21 protein-coding genes are annotated in these 18013 nt (G+C 62.7%); 6 read left to right on the top strand and 15 right to left on the bottom strand.

Annotated elements, in window-relative coordinates; all coding sequences use genetic code 11:
- Positions 1–20: 20 nt before the first annotated feature.
- The 5 genes from ACIQUI_RS24990 to ACIQUI_RS24970 all read right to left on the bottom strand — a co-directional run bounded on the left by ACIQUI_RS24990 (position 21) and on the right by ACIQUI_RS24970 (position 5128).
- Positions 21–1118, bottom strand: a complete 1098-nt coding sequence (locus ACIQUI_RS24990) for a carboxynorspermidine decarboxylase (protein ID WP_403203325.1) — start codon at positions 1116–1118, stop codon at positions 21–23.
- Positions 1119–1306: 188 nt separating this feature from the next.
- Entirely contained in the window at positions 1307–2224 is a 918-nt protein-coding gene (locus ACIQUI_RS24985) for a pyridoxal-phosphate dependent enzyme (RefSeq protein ID WP_403203324.1), read from the bottom strand.
- Positions 2221–2895, bottom strand: a complete 675-nt coding sequence (locus ACIQUI_RS24980) for a transcriptional regulator (protein WP_403203323.1) — start codon at positions 2893–2895, stop codon at positions 2221–2223. The genes ACIQUI_RS24985 and ACIQUI_RS24980 overlap by 4 nt, the downstream gene beginning before the upstream one ends.
- Positions 2896–3080: 185 nt before the next feature.
- Entirely contained in the window at positions 3081–4784 is a 1704-nt protein-coding gene (locus ACIQUI_RS24975) for an amidase (RefSeq protein ID WP_403203322.1), read from the bottom strand.
- Positions 4785–4936: 152 nt separating this feature from the next.
- Positions 4937–5128: a hypothetical protein gene (locus ACIQUI_RS24970; RefSeq protein WP_403203321.1), complete on the bottom strand. Its 192-nt coding sequence runs from the start codon at positions 5126–5128 to the stop codon at positions 4937–4939.
- A 162-nt stretch (positions 5129–5290) separates the two neighbouring features.
- Here ACIQUI_RS24970 and ACIQUI_RS24965 point away from each other — a divergent pair, with 162 nt between their 5' ends.
- Entirely contained in the window at positions 5291–5650 is a 360-nt protein-coding gene (locus ACIQUI_RS24965) for a hypothetical protein (protein ID WP_403203320.1), read from the top strand.
- 30 nt (positions 5651–5680) lie between these two features.
- Here the strand turns inward: ACIQUI_RS24965 and ACIQUI_RS24960 are convergent, their stop codons facing one another.
- Positions 5681–6922: an NADH:flavin oxidoreductase/NADH oxidase family protein gene (locus ACIQUI_RS24960; protein WP_403203319.1), complete on the bottom strand. Its 1242-nt coding sequence runs from the start codon at positions 6920–6922 to the stop codon at positions 5681–5683.
- A 110-nt stretch (positions 6923–7032) separates the two neighbouring features.
- Between ACIQUI_RS24960 and ACIQUI_RS24955 the strand changes: the two genes are divergently transcribed.
- The 3 genes from ACIQUI_RS24955 (at position 7033) to ACIQUI_RS24945 (ending at position 9061) form a co-directional block, all read left to right on the top strand.
- Entirely contained in the window at positions 7033–7443 is a 411-nt protein-coding gene (locus ACIQUI_RS24955; protein ID WP_403203318.1) for a MerR family transcriptional regulator, read from the top strand.
- 244 nt (positions 7444–7687) lie between these two features.
- Positions 7688–8488 (top strand): lipopolysaccharide biosynthesis protein, encoded by an 801-nt coding sequence (locus ACIQUI_RS24950; protein WP_403203317.1) that lies wholly within the window; start codon positions 7688–7690, stop codon positions 8486–8488.
- Positions 8489–8560: 72 nt separating this feature from the next.
- Entirely contained in the window at positions 8561–9061 is a 501-nt protein-coding gene (locus tag ACIQUI_RS24945; RefSeq protein ID WP_403203316.1) for a methylated-DNA--[protein]-cysteine S-methyltransferase, read from the top strand.
- 4 nt (positions 9062–9065) lie between these two features.
- Here ACIQUI_RS24945 and ACIQUI_RS24940 read toward each other — a convergent pair whose 3' ends face one another.
- The 3 genes from ACIQUI_RS24940 to ACIQUI_RS24930 all read right to left on the bottom strand — a co-directional run bounded on the left by ACIQUI_RS24940 (position 9066) and on the right by ACIQUI_RS24930 (position 10639).
- Positions 9066–9308, bottom strand: a complete 243-nt coding sequence (locus tag ACIQUI_RS24940) for a hypothetical protein (RefSeq protein ID WP_403203315.1) — start codon at positions 9306–9308, stop codon at positions 9066–9068.
- Positions 9305–10048: a carbon-nitrogen hydrolase family protein gene (locus ACIQUI_RS24935; RefSeq protein ID WP_403203314.1), complete on the bottom strand. Its 744-nt coding sequence runs from the start codon at positions 10046–10048 to the stop codon at positions 9305–9307. The genes ACIQUI_RS24940 and ACIQUI_RS24935 overlap by 4 nt, the downstream gene beginning before the upstream one ends.
- A gap of 75 nt (positions 10049–10123) precedes the next feature.
- Positions 10124–10639 (bottom strand): DUF3016 domain-containing protein, encoded by a 516-nt coding sequence (locus ACIQUI_RS24930; RefSeq protein ID WP_403203313.1) that lies wholly within the window; start codon positions 10637–10639, stop codon positions 10124–10126.
- Positions 10640–10714: 75 nt separating this feature from the next.
- On the opposite strand from ACIQUI_RS24930, the gene ACIQUI_RS24925 reads away from it, so the two are divergent.
- Entirely contained in the window at positions 10715–11446 is a 732-nt protein-coding gene (locus ACIQUI_RS24925) for a metallophosphoesterase (protein ID WP_403203312.1), read from the top strand.
- On the opposite strand, the gene ACIQUI_RS24920 is transcribed toward ACIQUI_RS24925, so the two are convergent.
- Entirely contained in the window at positions 11394–12008 is a 615-nt protein-coding gene (locus tag ACIQUI_RS24920) for a LysE family translocator (RefSeq protein WP_403203311.1), read from the bottom strand. The genes ACIQUI_RS24925 and ACIQUI_RS24920 overlap by 53 nt on opposite strands.
- A 73-nt stretch (positions 12009–12081) precedes the next feature.
- Positions 12082–12891 carry an AraC family transcriptional regulator gene (locus ACIQUI_RS24915; protein ID WP_403203310.1) on the bottom strand — a complete coding sequence of 270 codons (810 nt, stop codon included), beginning with the start codon at positions 12889–12891 and terminating at the stop codon, positions 12082–12084.
- 131 nt (positions 12892–13022) lie between these two features.
- On the opposite strand from ACIQUI_RS24915, the gene ACIQUI_RS24910 reads away from it, so the two are divergent.
- On the top strand, positions 13023–13646 hold the full coding sequence (locus tag ACIQUI_RS24910; protein ID WP_403203309.1) for a LysE family translocator: 624 nt from the start codon (positions 13023–13025) through the stop codon (positions 13644–13646).
- Here ACIQUI_RS24910 and ACIQUI_RS24905 read toward each other — a convergent pair.
- The 4 genes from ACIQUI_RS24905 to hbdH form a co-directional block, all read right to left on the bottom strand.
- Positions 13643–16063, bottom strand: a complete 2421-nt coding sequence (locus ACIQUI_RS24905) for an autotransporter outer membrane beta-barrel domain-containing protein (protein ID WP_403203308.1) — start codon at positions 16061–16063, stop codon at positions 13643–13645. The two genes, ACIQUI_RS24910 and ACIQUI_RS24905, sit on opposite strands and share 4 nt — an antisense overlap.
- A 133-nt stretch (positions 16064–16196) precedes the next feature.
- A complete protein-coding gene (locus tag ACIQUI_RS24900) occupies positions 16197–16472 on the bottom strand; it encodes a peptidylprolyl isomerase (RefSeq protein WP_167061156.1) in 276 nt (91 codons plus the stop codon).
- Positions 16473–16687: 215 nt separating this feature from the next.
- Positions 16688–17167, bottom strand: coding sequence for a serine protease inhibitor ecotin (gene eco, locus ACIQUI_RS24895; protein WP_403203307.1), 480 nt, complete (start codon positions 17165–17167; stop codon positions 16688–16690).
- A gap of 55 nt (positions 17168–17222) precedes the next feature.
- Positions 17223–17993 (bottom strand): 3-hydroxybutyrate dehydrogenase, encoded by a 771-nt coding sequence (hbdH, locus tag ACIQUI_RS24890; protein WP_403203306.1) that lies wholly within the window; start codon positions 17991–17993, stop codon positions 17223–17225.
- Between the last annotated feature and the right edge of the window lie 20 nt (positions 17994–18013).

Below are 18013 nucleotides of genomic sequence, written 5' to 3'. Positions count from 1 at the left end.
CCTTACTTGGATGGCCAGTCTTACGACAGGCTGGAAACGTAGTCTTCGAAACCGAACTCGCGAACAACCTCGACACTGCCGTCGAGTTGCTTGACCACGATGGAAGGCATCTTCAGACCGTTGAACCAGTTTTTCTTGACCATGGTGTAGCCCGCCGTGTCGATGAACGACAGGCGATCGCCAATGGCCAACGGGCGGTCGAATTGGTACTCGCCGAAGATGTCACCGGCCAGGCACGACTTGCCGCAGACCATGTAGGTGTGCTCGCCGTCGTTGGGGGCCATCTTGGCATTGAGGCGGTAGATCAGCAGGTCGAGCAGGTGCGCTTCGATGGAGCTGTCGACCACGGCGAGGTGCTTGCCGTTGTACAGGGTGTCGAGCACGGTCACTTCCAGCGAAGCACTGTTGGTGATGGCTGCTTCGCCCGGCTCCAGGTACACCTGCACGCCGTAGGTTTGCGAGAAGGCCTTGAGGCGCGCGCAGAAGGCGTCTACCGCATAGTCTTCACCGGTGAAGTGGATGCCGCCACCCAGGCTGACCCACTCGACCTTGTGCAGCAGGTGGCCGAAGCGTTCTTCAATGTGCGTGAGCATCTTGTCGAACAGGCCGAAGTCGCCGTTCTCGCAATTGTTGTGGAACATGAAGCCGGAGATCTGCTCGATCACCTGTTCGATCTTTTCCGGGTCCCATTCGCCCAGGCGGCTGAACGGGCGGGCCGGGTCGGCCAGCAGGTAGTCGGAACTGCTGACCTGCGGGTTGACGCGCAGGCCACGTACCTTGCCTTCGGACTGTTCGGCAAAGCGCTGCAGCTGGCCGATCGAGTTGAAGATGATCTTGTCGCAGTTCTCGAGCATCTCCTCGACCTCGTCGTCGGCCCAGGCCACGCTGTAGGCGTGGGTTTCGCCGGCGAACTTCTGGCGGCCGAGCTTGAGCTCGAACAGGGAGGACGAGGTGGTGCCGTCCATGTACTGCTGCATCAGGTCGAACACCGACCAGGTAGCGAAGCACTTGAGGGCAAGCAGCGCCTTGGCACCGGAGTGTTCACGCACGTAGGCGATCTTCTCCATGTTGCTGAGCAGCTTGGTTTTGTCGATGAGGTAATACGGCGTCTTGATCATTTAAAGGCCCCCGGCAAGGCCGGCCAAAAAAAGGACACGCATTGTGCCTTCACTTGCCGCTGACCGAAAGGGTGCGATACGCATTTCGTCAGGGTTGACGCCGTTGCGAAGGCATTTTTCCGGTTGCGGCGGGCTCAGTAGATCAGGCGCATGTGACTATCGTAATCAGCACCGACAAGTGGCAGGCCTCAATCGGCCTGCTGCAACCACGCCTGGATCTGTTCCAGCGTGGCCGTAGCGCCGCCGCAAACCACCACCAGCACGTTCTGGTATTGCGCCAGGGTGGCCGGTGCATAGGCCAGTGCCAACGCCGCTCCGCAGGCCGGCTCCACCAGCACGCGATGGTCCAGCAGGAACCGCTCGCAGGCCTGCAGCGCTGCGCGATCGCTGACCAGGTGGCTGTGCACCGGGTGCTGCTGTGCGCAGACCAGCGCCTGGTTTGCGACGCGCTTTGCCCCCAGCGACGTTGCCACTGAAGCGATACGCTCCAGCTCGACCGAATGCCCCGCCTGTATGGCCGCATGCAGAGATGCTGCGCCGTTGGTTTCCACTGCCAGCACCGGTACATCAGCCCAACCATTGCGCTGCAATCCTTCGACCACGCCGCTGAGCAAACCGCCACCGCCTACCGACAACACCACCGCGTCGGGCTTCACGCCGGCTTCGGCCACTTCATCGATCAGGCTGGCATGCCCGGTCCACAGCAGCGGGTCGTCAAACGGGTGGATAAAGGCGTCATCCGGGCCGATGAGGGTCTGTGCCAGGGCGTTGGCTTCTTGCCAGGAGCTGCCATGTACCACCACCTTGGCGTCTTCCAGGCGCAGCAATTGCCTGGCCCGTTCAGTGGTGGTTTCGGGCACTACCACGGTTACCGGCACGCCCAGCTTGCGCCCAGCGTATGCCACCGCCAGGCCGGCGTTGCCACCCGAGGACGAGATGAACTGTTTGGCGCCGCGGGCCTGATGCACTTCGCAGGCATGGCCCACCCCGCGCAGCTTGAATGAGCCGCAAGGTTGCAGGGCATCGAGCTTGAGCCAGACATTGCAGCCGGCGGCCAACGACAGCGGGCGCGATTCGATCAGGGGGGTGTGGATATGCAAGGTCATTGGCTGGCTCCGCGCAATTGTTCAAGGTAGTTGTAAATGGTGTAACGGGTCACGCCCAGGGCACTGGCAGCCCTCTCGACGCCGCCTTTGACGATGAACAGGCCGCGTTCCTGCATGACTCGAACAGCCTCGACTTTGGCCTGTTTGTTCATTCGCCCCTGGCCGGTACGCTGCAGCGAGGCCTGGATGATTTCACTCATCAGCAGTTCCATGTCGGCAGGTTCGCTGACGGCAGGTGTGGCCCCCAACGGCTGTAGCTGCTGGAGAAAACTCATGGCAGCGTCCAGGCCGGTGACGTCGGTGTTGACGCACAGGCTGGCGAAGGGGTGGCCGGTGCTGTCGCGGAAGATGGCGGTGGCACTGCGCAGGCTGCGGCCCTTGAGCGTGGTGGGGTAGTCGGGGAGTACCACGGGCTCGCAGCCGCGCTGATCGGCCGAGGCCTGCATCAATGCCTTGAACCCTTGGTCCTGTTCCGGGGCAGCGAGAATCGGGCTGCCGACGCTACGGCCGGAAAGGTGGCCGTTGACGATCGCCACCACGGAGTGCTCCGGGTGGTCCAGGTCGTGCAGGAGGATTTCCATGTTGCGTGCAGCAACGCTACCCAGGGCCTGGATGGCGGCCTTGAGTACGGTGAGGGTGAGCTGGCGTTCTTCGCTGGGGGTGATAGGCATGGCAGATCAATAAATCAACATTTTGTGTATTTTTACACATTGGGTTGAATTATGCGATTTGCTTTTACAGGCCCATTCGCGGGTAAACCCGCTCCCACAGGTACTGCACCGCCCTTGAATGCGGTGCAGTACCTGTGGGAGCGGGTTTACCCGCGAATGGGCCGCAAAGCGGCCCCCTTGAGTGTTTAGCGCAGGGCCGGGGTCCGTGGTGGGATCATGCGGCGCGAGCCGGTCGCTTCGAAGGCTGCGCCAAAGCTCAACAGCGCATTATCGCTGTAAGCCCGCCCGGCAAAGGTCAGGCCCACCGGCATGCCGATATCGGCCATCACACCCATCGGCACGGTGACAGTCGGCACGCCAAGATGACGAATTGCCAGGTTGCCGTTGGCCACCCAGATGCCGTTGCTCCAGGCGATGTCTGCCGAGGCCGGGTTGACGTCGGCATCCGCCGGGCCCACGTCGGCCACGGTCGGGAACAGCACCGCATCCAGGCCCAACCTGTCCATCCAGTCTTCCAGGTCCGTCTTGCGGGTCAGTTCCAGGCCGCGCAGGCCGTCAGGCAGGGTTTCGATCTGGTCCCAGGTCTTCAGCCCGCGCTTGGCCATGTTGACGTATTCGTCCATGCCGGCAGCCAGGTCGTCCTCGCGGTTGGGCAGGGTGCCAGGGTCGTGCGGGAAGATCCGTGGGCCGTCGACATCGGCCAGGCGGTTGAGCTTGGGGTCACCGTTGGCACGCAGGAAGTCGTCAAAGCCCCAGCCGGACAGTTCCCACAGTTCATCATGCAGGAACTCCTTGCTGACGATGCCGCGGTTGTAGACAGTCGGGGCGCCCGGGCGGTCGCCCTCGCAGTTGGAAACCAGCGGGAAGTCCACTTCCAGCACTTCGGCGCCGGCCGCTTCCAGGGCCTGGCGTGCCTGTTGCCACAGGTCGATCACGGTGGCGCGGGTGTTGATGCGCTGGCCGGTCGGGCCACCGATGCCTGGCTTCTCACTGGTGCCTGCCTCGGTGTCGGCATTGATATACATGCGCGGCACGCCAAAGCGCTTGCCATTGAGTGCGCCGGCATCCACTGCCAGGTCCAGATAAGACGCAGGGCGCACAGCCGATGCTGCCGGGATCGGCACCCAAGGCTGCAAGCGCCACAGGTCGCCACGCGGGTCAGCGTCATCGGCTACCACCACGTCGAGGATTTCCAGCAAGTCGGCCATGGTGCGGGCGTAAGGCACTACCACATCCATGGTCGGGGTCAGCGGCCAGTTGCCACGTACCGATATCACCCCACGCGATGGGGTGTAGGCGCACAAGCCGTTGTTGGAGGCCGGGCCACGGCCGCTGGACCAGGTTTCTTCGGCAAGGCCGAAGGCGCTGAAGCTGGCAGCGGTGGCGGTACCGGCACCGTTGGAAGAGCCCGAGGCAAAGGGTGCGGTCAGGTAATTGGCGTTGTACGGGCTTTCGGCGCGGCCATACACGCCGCGCTGCATGCCACCGTTGGCCATAGGGGGCATGTTGGTCTTGCCCAGGCACACGGCACCGGCGGCGCGCAGGCGCTCGATGGTGAAAGCGTCGCGCTGGGCGACCAGGTCCTTGAAGGCAGGGCTGCCGGAAGCAGCCGTCAGGCCTTTGACCAGGTAGCTGTCCTTGGCGGTGTAGGGGATGCCGTCCAGCGGGCTCAGCACCTGGCCATTGGCGCGGCGGGCGTCGGAGGCCTCGGCTTCTTTCAGCGCCTCTGGGTTGCGCACTACCACGGCGTTCAAGGCCGTGGCGGTGTCGGCGCCATCGTAGGCGTCGATACGCGCCAGGTAGGCCTTGACCAGCTCGACCGCCGTCGTGCGGCCCGACTCGAGCGCGTCGCGCAGCTCGGCAATGGAAACCTCGGTTACCTCGATCATGCGTTCACCAAAAAATGTGCAGGTGGGGGCTAATGCGAGGAGTGTACAAGAAGGACCTGGCGGGCGCAGGTTTGCGCAGGAGCAAATGGATTCGTGCAAGCGGGCATTGTTGGCGGGGCAGGGTCTTCCCGCCTTGGGAAGACCGGGGCCGATCAATCCTTTTGCTGCACTTGAAGTACAGAGCCTTTGTCGTCCGTAACCAGCAACCCGCTGCCTTGCGGTTGTTGTTCTGCAAGCGGCATGTCTGCATTTCGAAAGATGCTTTGGCCTTGTTCTCCAGTCTTGAGCGTGATCAGTTTTCCGTTCTGGTAGAAAAACTGCGTGGTGTTGGCATTCTTTTGCATGGCGTGATGTTCCTTACAGGGTCGTGGTTGGTTGCCACTTGGCTGTTTCACTTTCCCAGCATTTACCAACCCATGCCACTGGCAGAATTATCAGGTGCTATTGCGCACGGCGCCTGTAACAAGACCTTGGTTGATTAGTAACTTCCCGCAACTATCGATAGAATGCAGCGTATCCTCAACGGCCAATTGCAAATGCCTACTTTTCGTATTTTGATCGGCGCTTTGTTAGTCGCCAACCTTGCCGGCTGCGCAACGCCCGGCAACCCCACTGCCAGCAAACTGACCAAGAAGTCACCGCAGCAGTATGCCGCCTGTGTCCTGCCCAAGTGGCAAGCGTTGGCGCCCCAGGCCACACAGAAGTCCATCGCTCATGGTTATCGGCTGACGGCTCCCAGCGCGGTAGCCTCCGACGACGTGCTGGATGTAGTCGATGCTCGCGAGGGCAGCCGCGCAACGTTCTACAAAGGCAGCTTCCTGTCTGGCGACAAGTTGCGCCAGGCGGCCAGGGAATGCCTGGACTGACCTCAGTAGCCCGAGCCGCTTGAACCGCCCTCACCCTTGGTTCGCTCGGCCTTTCATCATACGCCTGTACTGCCGTACCCGCAGTAAGGTGCAGCCCTGTTCCAACAACAAGGCCCGTAACGGCGATGCGTGTGCTTTTGGGCTGTTGCCGGCCGCCAGCCGGCGCATCTGCAACTTCACCAGGGCCATGTAAGCCAACGCCGCGAACGCCTTGCGCTTCCAGCGAATCGGCTGCAATGCAGCGGTGGCTGCAGGTTCCCCTCGCTGCCAGCGCCGGGGCAGGGCGGGCTCCACGGCCAGCGCCGTGGCAATACCGGCCATTGCCACACCACTGACCAGTACCTGCTCGACCACCGGCAGGCGGCGAATGCCCCCGGTGACCATAACCGGCATGGTCGCAATGCGCGCAATTTCCTGGGCAAACTCCAGAAAGTAAGCCTCGCGGGCCAGGGTACGGCCGTCTCGCGCATCGCCCTGCATCGCGGGGGCCTCGTAACTGCCGCCCGAGAGCTCCACCAGGTCCACCGGCAATTCATTCAGCCACAGCACCACCTGGCGGGCATCGGCAGGTTCGAAGCCGCCGCGTTGGAAGTCTGCCGAATTGAGCTTGACGGCCACACTGAAACCGGGCGAAACCACTTCGCGCACGGCTTTGACCACTTCCAGCAACAGCCGTGCGCGGTTTTCCAGGCTGCCACCCCAGCGGTCCTGACGCTGGTTGCTCAACGGCGACAGAAACTGGCTCAGCAGATAGCCGTGGGCGGCGTGGATCTGCACACCGTTGAAACCTGCTTCTTCGGCCAGCGCTGCGGTACGGGCGAAGCGCTGGATCAGTGCGGCGATCTCGGCTTCATCCAGTGGCTTGGGCACGGGGAACAAGCTGGACAGGCCGCCCATGTCCAGGGCGACAGCCGACGGTGCCACGGTGGGCTGGCCCAGGTTGGCCTGCATCTGCCGCCCGGGGTGGTTGATCTGCATCCAGAACTGCGCGCCATGGGCCCGACCTGTGCGGGCCCAGTCGCGAAAGGGTTGTAGCGGCTGGCTGTTGTCCAGCATCACGCCGCCGGGCCCCGTCATTGCTCCGGGGTCAATCATCACGTTGCCTGTCAGCAACAACCCGGCACCACCTTCGGCCCAGGCCTGGTAAAGGCGTAGCAATTTGGCGGAAGGGGTCTGGTCCGCGTTAGCCAGGTTTTCTTCCATCGCGGCCTTGGCGATACGGTTGGGAATGATGCTGCCATTGGGCAGGTGCAGCGGCTGGAATGGCGTCATGGCGATCTCCGAGATGGCTACCACGCATCGATTTGCGCAGGCGTGGGCTAGGTTCCCGAAAAGGCTAAGGTTAAAGTCAACTTTAAGGTCAATAGGGGAATGATGCCGAAATGAAAATTGGTGAATTGGCGCGACGTACGGGGCTCAGTGCCTCGCGGATCCGCTTTTATGAAGCCAGCGGGTTGATTGCCGCCCGGCGCCTGGGTAATGGATACCGGGATTACCCGGAGCAGGTAGTTCGGGCGCTGGAGATCATCACCTGTGGCCAGCAGGCCGGGTTCAGCCTTGAGGAAATGCGCAAGCTGGGCGACGCCTCAGGGGCAACGGAGAGGGGCCATGGCCTGTTGTTGGCGAGCCTCAAGCGCAAGGTGACGGAAATCGAAGCCATGCAACAGCGCCTGGCGCAGAACCGCGCCCAGTTGCTGGCGGTTATTGCCGGTATCGAAGACAAGCCACAAGGGATGGATTGCGAAACGAATGCCCAGCGTCTGCTTGCAGATTGGCAAACGGGCAATGACTAACTTGCCTGCCATGGGCATCGAGCCGTCTGTCGTGTCGGCAGCGGCAATTACTATTCCTCACGCAAAGTAGGGGAACTACCCTTGGTACAGGTGGTCCATGCAGGGCTGCACAGCAACCTGAACCCCGCCAATCATGGACTCGGCGGTCGACTACTGTTCAGTTGGGTAAAGTTAGGTAAAAGCGGCCACGGCACATACACGGATCAGTATTGTGGTTTGTACTGTCCAGTCATAGATGCCATTGATGAACACACTTCCGTCGCAGCCAAGCGCTGAACGCGGGGCGTTCTCCAGTTTCGAGGCGTGTCGCAATACCCGGCAGGGCCCCGTGGTGATTCTTGCCTCCGGCGCCTCTGCCAGGCATTTTCCACTGGGCGAATTCGCGCATTTGCCCATCATCGCCATGAACGGCTCGGTCGCCATGACTGCCGAACATGGCATCAAGCCTTTCTTCTACGTGTGCACGGACAAAAGCTTCCGGCAGCAACAGCCGGCCCTGTTCGCCACCGCCCTGCGCGACAGCGAACGCCTGGCGCTCTGGCCCGAGCAATACACCGGTGCCAAGTTGCCAGCCAGCACCGAACGCTACGCCCTGCGCAAGGCCGATACCCCAGGCCTGCTGGACGGTTTGCGTGGTCACGGTGACAACTGCGTGTGCAACCGTGCACTGTGGAGCAAACGGACCCGATCGATCGCCTTCAGCAAAGACCTGGCATACGGGTTCTTTGATGCCCGGACTGTGGCCTATGTGGCGTTGCAACTGGCGTATCACCTGGGCTTTGAAGAAGTGTTGCTGGTTGGGGTAGACCTGGACCAGACCGTGGGGCGCTTCTACGAAAATGGCCAGGGCCCGTGCTCGCCGTGCGGGCTCGACCAGCACTGGGACAGCCGCATCCTGCCGTCGCTGACGCTGATGGCGCGGGAGGTGGTGAACGAGCACTTCCACGTCTACAACCTGTCGGCCAACTCGCGCATACCCGCCGAGTTGATCCCCAAGGTCAACCTCAACGAGGCGCGGCAGATTGCCGGTTGTGCAATTACCTGAGCAAGAAAGCGGGTGCGTGCAGGGCTGTGGATGCGTACAGTACGCCCATCGCAAACAGGCAGGTAAACGCTTATGTCCAGCGCATTCACGCTCATGCAGTCGCCCGTCGGCACCTTGACCCTGGTGGCGCGTGGCGAGTGTTTGGCCGCCGTACTGTGGGAAAACGAACGGGAAAACCGCGTGCGCCTCGGCGCCTTGCACCGCGACGACCAGTGCCCGGTGCTGCGGGAAACCGCTCGGCAACTCGGCGAGTATTTTGCCGGCAAACGCCAGTGTTTCGAGTTGGCGCTGGACTTTGCCGGCACCGCGTTCCAGCGTCAGGTATGGGCCGCGTTGCTGGCGATACCGTTTGGTGAAACCCGCAGCTACAGCGACATTGCCCGGCAAATCGGCAACCCCAGTGCAGTGCGGGCGGTAGGCGCCGCCAACGGCCGCAACCCGATCTCCATCATCGCCCCGTGCCACCGCGTGATCGGTGCTTCGGGCAGCCTCACCGGCTTTGCCGGCGGCCTGGCGGCCAAGCAGTACTTGCTGGCGCTGGAAGGTCGGCAGAGCTTGGCACTGGACCTGTAAGGCGTCAGGTGAACCAGCTGGCGAGCAGGCAGGCCAGTATGGCCACCACCGACCCGGCCATCAGGGTGTAGTGCCGGTGGGCCCTGCGTGCATGGGACCTGACCTCGCGCAGGTACTCGCCGGGTGTCGGCGCATCGGGCCGATGGCGCAACCCTTCGGCCACATCGGCAAGCTGGCCCTGAATCAGCAAGCCGACCAGGTAATACGTGCCGCTGTAACTCGCAAGCGCGATAAGCAGGTAGATCATGACGGATGTGGGTCCAGGGGCAGGGCGATTGCGCTGGCGTTGCCAGTGTCCAGCAGGATCAGCCCTTCACTGTGGTCATCCAGGCTGGCCAGCAAGCGCCCTTGGCTGTCCCATGCGGCCGAACCGCCGGCACCGATGAAGGTGTCGGCCGGGCCCACGCAGTTGGCCATCAACACCGGCATGCCCAGCTCACGCGCTACATCGGGGTAATGCGCGTATCCCTCGCTGATGCCCTTGGTGGTTTTCGCCACACTGACCAGATACAGGTCGGCGCCAAGCTCGCGGGCAGCGGCCGCGTGCGCCATGAACATCGATTCGTAGCAGATTGCCGGTGCCACCCGGTGTTCACCCACCTGCAGCAACAATGCCTGGTCGCCCGGGATGAAATAAGGCAACTCGTCTTCATGCAGGCGCCGTTTGGCATAGGCCTGGCGGGCAGCCATGGGGCTGAACACCGGCATGCCGATACGAATGCCCTCGGGTGCCGGCAACGGCAGGCCTGCGGCCACGGTGATGCCAAGCCGGTCACAGGCCGCTTGCAACGGGTCCAGCCTTGCAGAGCTGACCGGCAGGGCGGTCTGGCGTGCCAGGGCAGGTTCATAGCCTGTCAGCGAAAGTTCGGGGAATACCACCAGCTCGGCGCCAAGGGCCGCGGCTTGCCCGATGCAGGCAAGGTGGCGCTGGAGGTTGCCTGGCAAATCACCCTTGAGCGATGCCAGTTGTACGGCGCACAGTTTCATCTAAACCATTCCCTGGTACAGGTTGAAAGGCCGAGCATACTACCGGCACCAACGCCTGTACCAGTGAAGGGTTTTTCAGGTTGCCGGGTGCGCGGCGAAGCGCTGGCGGAACCAGTCGTTGAGCATGGCTTTCTCGGCATACAGGCGGTCGCTGCTGCTGGCGACCCTGCCCGGGCGGCTCAGGTACATCTTGTCGCTGACCCGCTCTTGCACTTGTCGGGCGGGCTTGCCCGCTTGGCTGAGGGTGTAGGTCAGGTCGATGGTCGGCCAGGTGATCTCGCGCATGTAGCGCACATCGTAAGCCTGGCTGTGCCAAGGCTCGAAGCGCCCGGCCAGGTCGATATCGCGGATATCAATGACCAGTTGCTGGCCTGGTTGCAGGTAGCGCTGGCCGAGTTTCTGCAGGTACTGGGTGAGGGTTTTCATCACATAGTCATCGGCGCCACGCTCATAGCCATGGCTGTCCAGGCTGGCATCGCGGAATTTTTCCGGATGGTCGAAACGCACCTCGACCTGCGCGGCCGGGGCACCTTGTGCCATGCTGTCCAGTGACAGCGCCATGAGCACGGCACACATGAGGGCAGTACGCATGATGCACCTCCGGGGTAGTTGGGGAGTGCTTCCATTTTACGCCTGCCATGGCGCCACCAGCAGAGGAAGATTGTAATGGGACGGTTTCGGCGGTTACTCGCCAACATCCGCGGACGGGACCTGGCGGTGGGCGATATCCATGGCCACTTCCAGCGCCTGGAGCAGTGCCTGGAAGCGGTGGGGTTCGACCCGGCCGTGGACCGCCTGTTCAGCGTGGGTGACCTGGTCGATCGCGGGCCGCACAGCGAGGCAGCGTTGGAGTGGCTTGCGCGGCCTTGGTTTCATGCGGTGCAAGGCAACCATGAAGCGCTGGCAATCACGCGCGTGCGGGGTGGGCGGCTTGACCTGGACATGTACCGTGCAGCGGGCGGAAGCTGGTTCCTCGACCTGCCGCGGGCCGAGCAATTACGCTACGTGGAACGCTTCGAGCAGCTGCCGATTGCGATCGAAGTGGAAAGTGCGGATGGTTTGGTGGGCCTTCTACACGCCGACAGCCCGTTTGCCGATTGGGCAGCATTACGGAGTTGGCTGGAACTGGAGCTGGACGACGACCCCAAAGTGCGGGAAGTGTGCCAGTGGTCGCGCCGCCGGCTGAAGGAAGGCGATACCCAGCCAGTGCAAGGCCTGCGCGCCTTGCTGGTCGGGCACACCCCGGTGCTGGAGCCCAAGCTGCTGGGCAATGTGTGGCACCTGGACACCGGTGGTTGGGCCAGTGGCCACTTCAGTTTGATGGACATGCGCACGCTGAAACTGCTCAGCGCCGCGCCAGATGTATCACCAACACCAGCGCCAATGCCACCAGCATGACGCCCGAGGCTCGCTCCAGCCACGGCAGGCTACGGGCGAAACGTCGCAATACCCGCTGGTTGCCGATGGCCACGGCAACCAGCAAGTCCCACAGCAGCACAATGCTGAACATCCACAGGGCGTAGGCCGTTTTCCAGCCGGCGCTGGCGCTGGCAACCATGCTCGCCAGGCTGGCATAGAACAGTGCATTCTTGGGGTTGAGGATGCCAGACAACAAACCCATGCCCAAACCACGCCACCAGCCTTGCACCTGCGGATTGCCCGCGACCATGCTCAGTTGGGTTTGCCCGGCATGGCGCAGGAACAGCATGCCGATGTACAGCAGGTAACAGGCACCGGCCAGTTGCAGGGTAATGAACAGCAGGCTGCCTTCCTGCAGTACGGCCAGGCCGGTGAAGGCCATGGCAATGAACGCGCCATTGGCCAGGGCGATCCCCAGGCAGGCGCCACTGGCAAGCCGCCAGCCGCTGTTGATCGAGCTGCGTGCGACCAGGAAGAAGTCCGGGCCGGGTGATAGCAGGGCGAGGAAATGGGCGAGGGCGATGATCAGGAATTGTTGCATCGGGGCTGCTCAGGCGTAAAAACCGCACTTTGCCCCGCCCGGGCCACGCCGTATTGAACAATATTGCAGGCTATCAACGTCCCCGGTATTGCCCCGGTGTCACCCCCACATGGGCCTTGAACACCCGCTGGAAATGGCTCTGGTCCGCAAACCCGAGCTGGTAGGCCACTTCTGCCAGCGCTTGCCCTTCACCGAGCAACTGCCGCCCACGGTTGACCCGGGCATTGAGCAGGTAGGCATGCGGGGTAAAGCCGGTGGCCGTGCGGAACGTACGAATCAGCTGGTAGCGGCCAAGCCCGGCCTCGCGGGCCAGCACCTCCAGGCTCAGTTGCGCAGGGTCCTGGCGTTCTAGGTGCGCGATCAACCCGCTCAATGCTGTGGCGCCCAAGGCAGGGGCCGCTGCCAGAGGTGCATGAGCGGCAACGTCCAGATCACCGAGAAAGGTAATCAATGCGGCATCTTTCTCGCTGTTGCTGGCGCTGGAAAACAGCAAGCTGTTGAGCTCGCAGAACTGCCCATACACCGCCGCCTCCCGGCAGATACGCGCCGGCTCACAAGCACCGGCACCGCCCAGCCCTGACTCTTGGCGCAGCTGCATCAGCCACCCGGCATCCACATGCAGCATCTGGTAACTCCAGGGCTGCCCAGGCTCGGGGTTGCAGGCATGTACGCGGTGGGCTGGCACCAGCACCAGCGTACCGGGCGTCAGGCGTTCCTGCCCGTGTGCGGCGCCGGTGAAATGGCTGTGGCCGGCATCCACCGCGCCGATGGAAAACGTCGGGTGGCTGTGGGCCTTGTAACAGGCCCGGCTATGGCAGGCACGGCGGCTTTCTACATGCGGGAGAGCCGGGTCGCGCCATAGCGCGGTTTGCGAACGGAGCATCTCAAGGTCCTCGGTGGCACCGCCAGCGTAACAGGTGGCGTGTACCCGTACAGTTTTTATCGCTGGCTGTAACTTGACCGCAAGGCCCCGCAACCGCCGAAATAGACAGCAGTTGCCAAAGGAAAACAACAATGGATCTTTCAAGCCTGCTGCTCTTCATTCCCGCCTGCTTCGCTTTGAACATGGCGCCGGGGCCCAACAACCTGCTGTCGTTGCACAATGCCAGCCGCTATGGCCTGCGCACCGCCTGCGTGGCCGGTGGCGGGCGCATTATCGCATTCAGCGGCATGATCGCCCTGGCGGCCATGGGCCTGGCCGTAGTGCTGCACACCAGCGAATACCTGTTCCTGACCATCAAGGTGGTGGGTGCGGCGTACCTGTTCTATATCGCCTGGCAACTGTGGCGGGCACCGGTGGGCGAGGCCGTGGTGGCAACGGATCACCCGCGTGGCACCTGGCGCCTGGCACGGCAGGAGTTCTGGGTGGCGGCCGGTAACCCCAAGGCCATTCTGATCTTCACCGCTTTCCTGCCGCAGTTCGTATCGGTCGGCAGCGCCACCCCGGTGAGCGAGCAGTTCCTGTGGCTGGGCGTGCTGTTCCTGCTGCTTGAGTGGGCGGCGATTGCCATCTACGCAGGCTTGGGCACCTACATGCAGCGCTGGTTCAGCCAGCCCGGCCCACGCCGCCTGTTCAACCGGGTCAGCGCCTCCCTGCTGGGCTGCGCTGGCCTCGGCTTGCTGGCAGCGCGCCGCTAGAACTGCCAGCGCACCCCTAGGTTCACGCCGCTGGCTTCTTGCTGGCGGCTGTCCAGGTTGGCGGTGTACTGCACGCCGCCGTGCAGGCTCAGTGCTTCACTGACCTGTGCTACCACGCCGGCTTCCAGTTGTGCGGAGGTGTAGCGGTAGTCGGTCTTGATCTTGTCGACATCATCGAAGGTCAAGGTATCGCGGCCACCATCACTGTGCCACAAGTTGAGCTGTGCGTAGGGTTGCAACAGGCGCCCGCTACTGCCCGTGAACGCACCTTCCAGGCGCACTCCCAACCGCCCGGTCAACTCTACCTGGGCGTCATGACTGATTCTCGAGACACTGTCGCTTGCGCTGTCGAGCGATACTTTTTGCGCAATCAGCTGGGCTTGTGGCTCCAGGGTCCAGCGTTCGGACAGGGCGATGGGGTAGCCGGACTCCAGCGAAGCGGTCCAGGCGTGGCCGTCGATGTCGAGCTTGTCGCCGCGATCCGAGCGGGCGCGGCCATCGAGGCGGGTGTACTGCAACACGGTATCCAGATACGCGCCCTGCGGCCCGACCAGTGTCCAGTAGGCGCCCACGCTGTCGCCGTCGAGTTTCAGGTCGCCGACGCTGCGGTCCTGTACGGCCAGGGCAAAGCCTTTTACGTCGGCGTCCAGGCGACTGTGGCTGACGTAGAACCCGACATGCTGGCGATAGCCGTTGTCACCCACCTTGGCGTACAGGTCCTGGCCGACTTTGAATCCGTACAGGTCGCCATCCAGGCTCGGGCTGACCGTACCGCTCCATTGCTGGCGCAATGTGCCGCCGTAGGCCTGGCCCCAACTGGCGGGCAGGCCGCCTTCACCTTTGAGCAACTGTTGGTCGCCCTGGCGTTGGTGGAAGGTGCCCAAGGCCTGGCGGGCGATGATCGCGGCGCCCCTTGGGGCTGCGGCGTAAACCGGAACTTCCGGGCGATACAGGGGCAAACTTTCGCCTTGCACGGGGGCGGGCAGTTCGACCTGGCCGGGTGCCGGGGCCGCTACCGGTAGCGTTTGCGCCGGGGCGATCACTGGGGGCTCCCCCGGCTCTGTTGGCTCTGTAGGCTGGGTTGGCGTTTCCGGTACAGGGGCTGGAGCGACCACGGTCGAGCGCAGGTACCAGCTGTTTTCGCTACCGGCGGTTACCCCGCCTTTGAACAGGCGGTAATCGTATGCACCAACCGACAGCGTCTGTGTCTGCACGAAGGCAGTGGCAGTACTGGTGGCGCCGTCACGGGCTTCAACGACCTGGATGCCGTTCTGCGCAGTCGCTGCACCCGTGCCATTGAGGTTGTTGATGAGTAGTTGGGTAGAGCCGCTGATGGCACCCCGGCTGACCACCAAACGGTCGGAGGCGGCGTCATCGCCTGCCAGCACGCTGTTCAGGCGCAGGGTGCCGTTGTTGCCGGTGTAGTCACCCTGAATGGTCAGCTGGCCCTGGGCGTCATTGCCACGGCTCAGGTCGATGGTGCCAGCGTTTACAACCGCTACCTTGTTATCCGTCTGGGCACTGGTGATGCTGCCCTGGCGGCTGATCAGCGAGCTGTCTGCATCGATCAGCAAGGTGCCGGTGCCCGTGGCGGGGATCACGCGTGGCTGGTCGGCGCCCAAGTCGCCCAGGGTAAGGGTGTCGTCAAGGGTCAGCTGGCTGCCTTGGGTGAGGCTGATGGATTCCCAGTTGACGTACAAGGCACCTTTGCCGACCTTGCTCTGCTCGAACGAAAGCGTGTCCGTACCCGTGCCGCCGTCCAGGGTAACGGTCGAGTTGCTGAGATCGAGGGTGCGGACGGTAGCTGTGTCGTTACCATTTTCCAGAATGACCCGTTTGCCGATTTGACCCCCAGTCCAGGTAAACACATCATCATCGTTGCCAGTGCGTATTTCGCCTTTGAGCGTGCCGCCGCTGATGGTGATCTTGTCTACGCCGCTACTGGTGCTGATATCACCGCCGATGGTGCCGCCGGTCATGATGATCGTGTCGTTGCCAAGGCCGCTGACGACGTTGCCCACCACAACCGTTTCAACCCCGAGGTCCTGGGATATCTCAAGGAAGTTGTCCGCCAGCTTGAGGTCGATCCGGCCAATGCTGCCACCTTTGAACCAACCAGTGTCACCATCTTCGAACGCGCCGGTGATGGTGCCACCGGTCATGGTGAACGTGTCCATGTCACCGCCCTGGTTCAACGACCCTAGCGTACCGCCAGACATGGTGAAGGTGTCCTCGCCATCGCCTTGTTGCAACGACTGCACCGTACCGCCACTGATGGTGAAATCGTCTGCAGCCGAAGTTTGCACAAGCGCGCCAAGGTTCTCACCGGGCGTAACCGTCAGGGATTGGGAATGGGCCAGCAATGGCAGTGCCAGCAGGGGAAGGGTAACAGGCAGTAGCAAGCGAATGCATCGCATAGGCAGGTCTCCAGATCCGTTGAAGGGTCCACTACCTGAAGCGGCGCCGGTCGCACGGCTTCGGCCCTGCCTGTGTTGTATGTAATGTGCAGTGACGGGACAACTGGCAAAAATGTCAGGTGGCCTGCTGATATCAATCGCGGTAGAACGTTTGCACCAGGTGGTAGCCGAACTTGCTCTTGATCGGCCCATGTACCACGCGCAGCGGCTTCTTGAATATCACCTGGTCGATGGCACCGACCATCTGGCCCGGGCGAATTTCGCCCAAGTCACCACCACGCTTGCCCGAAGGGCAAATGGAGAACTTCCTGGCGAGTACGTCGAAAGCCTCGCCGTTGGCGATGCGCTGCTTGAGCTTTTCGGCTTCGTCAGCGGTCTTGACCAGGATGTGGCGGGCTTGGGCTTTCATGGGGTACCTGTGCTTCGTGGCGCAAAAAAGGGGCGCATTATGCCTGATTCATTTGCCTTGAAGCGATTGCGTACTCTTTGTAGGAGCGGCCTTGTGTCGCGATGGGCCGCAAAGCGGCCCCGGGAGTCTGGACTGCGAAGCTGAAAATCTGGGGCCGCTTTGCGGCCCATCGCGACACCAGGCCGCTCCTACAGGGACCGTGTAGCTTCCAGCGCTTACTCTACTTTGGCCTTTTGCACATCCTGCGACGCCGACCAGACGCGGTAGCGCACTTCGACATCCTTGGGTACGTAAACCACCACCGGCAGCTTGCTGTTGTAGCGCAGCAGGAAGCCGTCACCCACCACTGGCACGAAGGCTTCGGTCTTCTTGCCGTCCGGGCAGGCCATCATCGTGCTGACCGGGCCGCTGACTTTGCCCAGGCGGTAGTAGTTGTAGCCCCAGCCTTCGAGAGTGCGCTCTTGCAGGCTGGCGACCAGGTGCTGGCGATTGCAGTCAACCTGCAACGTCTTGCCAGCGAGGATTTCCAGTTTGAAAGCCGACTCATCGGCCTGTGCCGGCAGGTGGATCACCTGCCGGGTGAAGCCTTTTTCTGCCTTGGGGTAGGGCGCGACGTCCTTCAGGCTGGCAGCCATTGCAGGCGCGGCGGCAGCCAGGGTCAGGGCCAGGATCGCGGTGATCGGGGTTGGGCGCATAGGGCCTCCTTGCAGATAAACGAATGCAACGCCGCTGCCAGGCCCACGCCCCCCGTCACTGGGCCAACCAGCCACCATCGACATTCCAGGCGGCGCCGCGAACCTGGCTTGCGGCCTCGCTGCACAGGAATAGTACCAGTTCACCCAGGTGCTCGGGGGTGACGAATGCCAGCGACGGTTGCTTCTCGGCAAGCAGGTCGTGCTGTGCTTGCAGTGGATCGCCACCGTTGGCAGCACGATCGTCGATCTGCTTTTGCACCAGCGGTGTCAGCACCCAGCCGGGGCAGATGGCGTTGCAGGTGACATTGCTGGTGGCGGTTTCCAGGCCCACCACCTTGGTCAGGCCGACCACGCCATGCTTGGCCGCCACGTAGGCCGCTTTGCCTGATGAGCCGACCAGGCCATGCACCGAGGCAATGTTGATGATGCGCCCCCAGTTGCGCGAGCGCATGCCCGGTAGCGCCAGGCGCGTACCATGGAACACGGCTGACAGGTTGAGGGCGATGATCTTGTCCCAGCTTTCCACCGGGAACTGCTCCACCGGCGCTACGTGCTGGATACCGGCGTTGTTGACCAGGATGTCGACGCCACCGAATTCGCGTTCGGCCAGGGCGAACAACGCTTCAATCTGGCTTGCGTCCGACAGGTCTGCCGGGTGGTGAACAGCCTTCACCCCGTGGCGGGTGATCTCGGCCAGCGCCGCTGCCGGGTCGCCAAAACCGTTGAGCACGATGTTGGCGCCGGCACGGGCCAGCACCTGGGCAACGCCTAAACCGATGCCACTGGTGGAACCGGTGACGAGTGCAGTCTTGCCTTTGACGGTCATGCAAAGCTCCTTTCAACAAG

Source organism: Pseudomonas sp. NPDC090592 (assembly GCF_044769185.1).
Lineage (GTDB): Bacteria > Pseudomonadota > Gammaproteobacteria > Pseudomonadales > Pseudomonadaceae > Aquipseudomonas.
The sequence above is the reverse complement of the archived record's forward strand: the minus strand, read 5'-3'. Positions and strand labels throughout refer to the sequence as shown.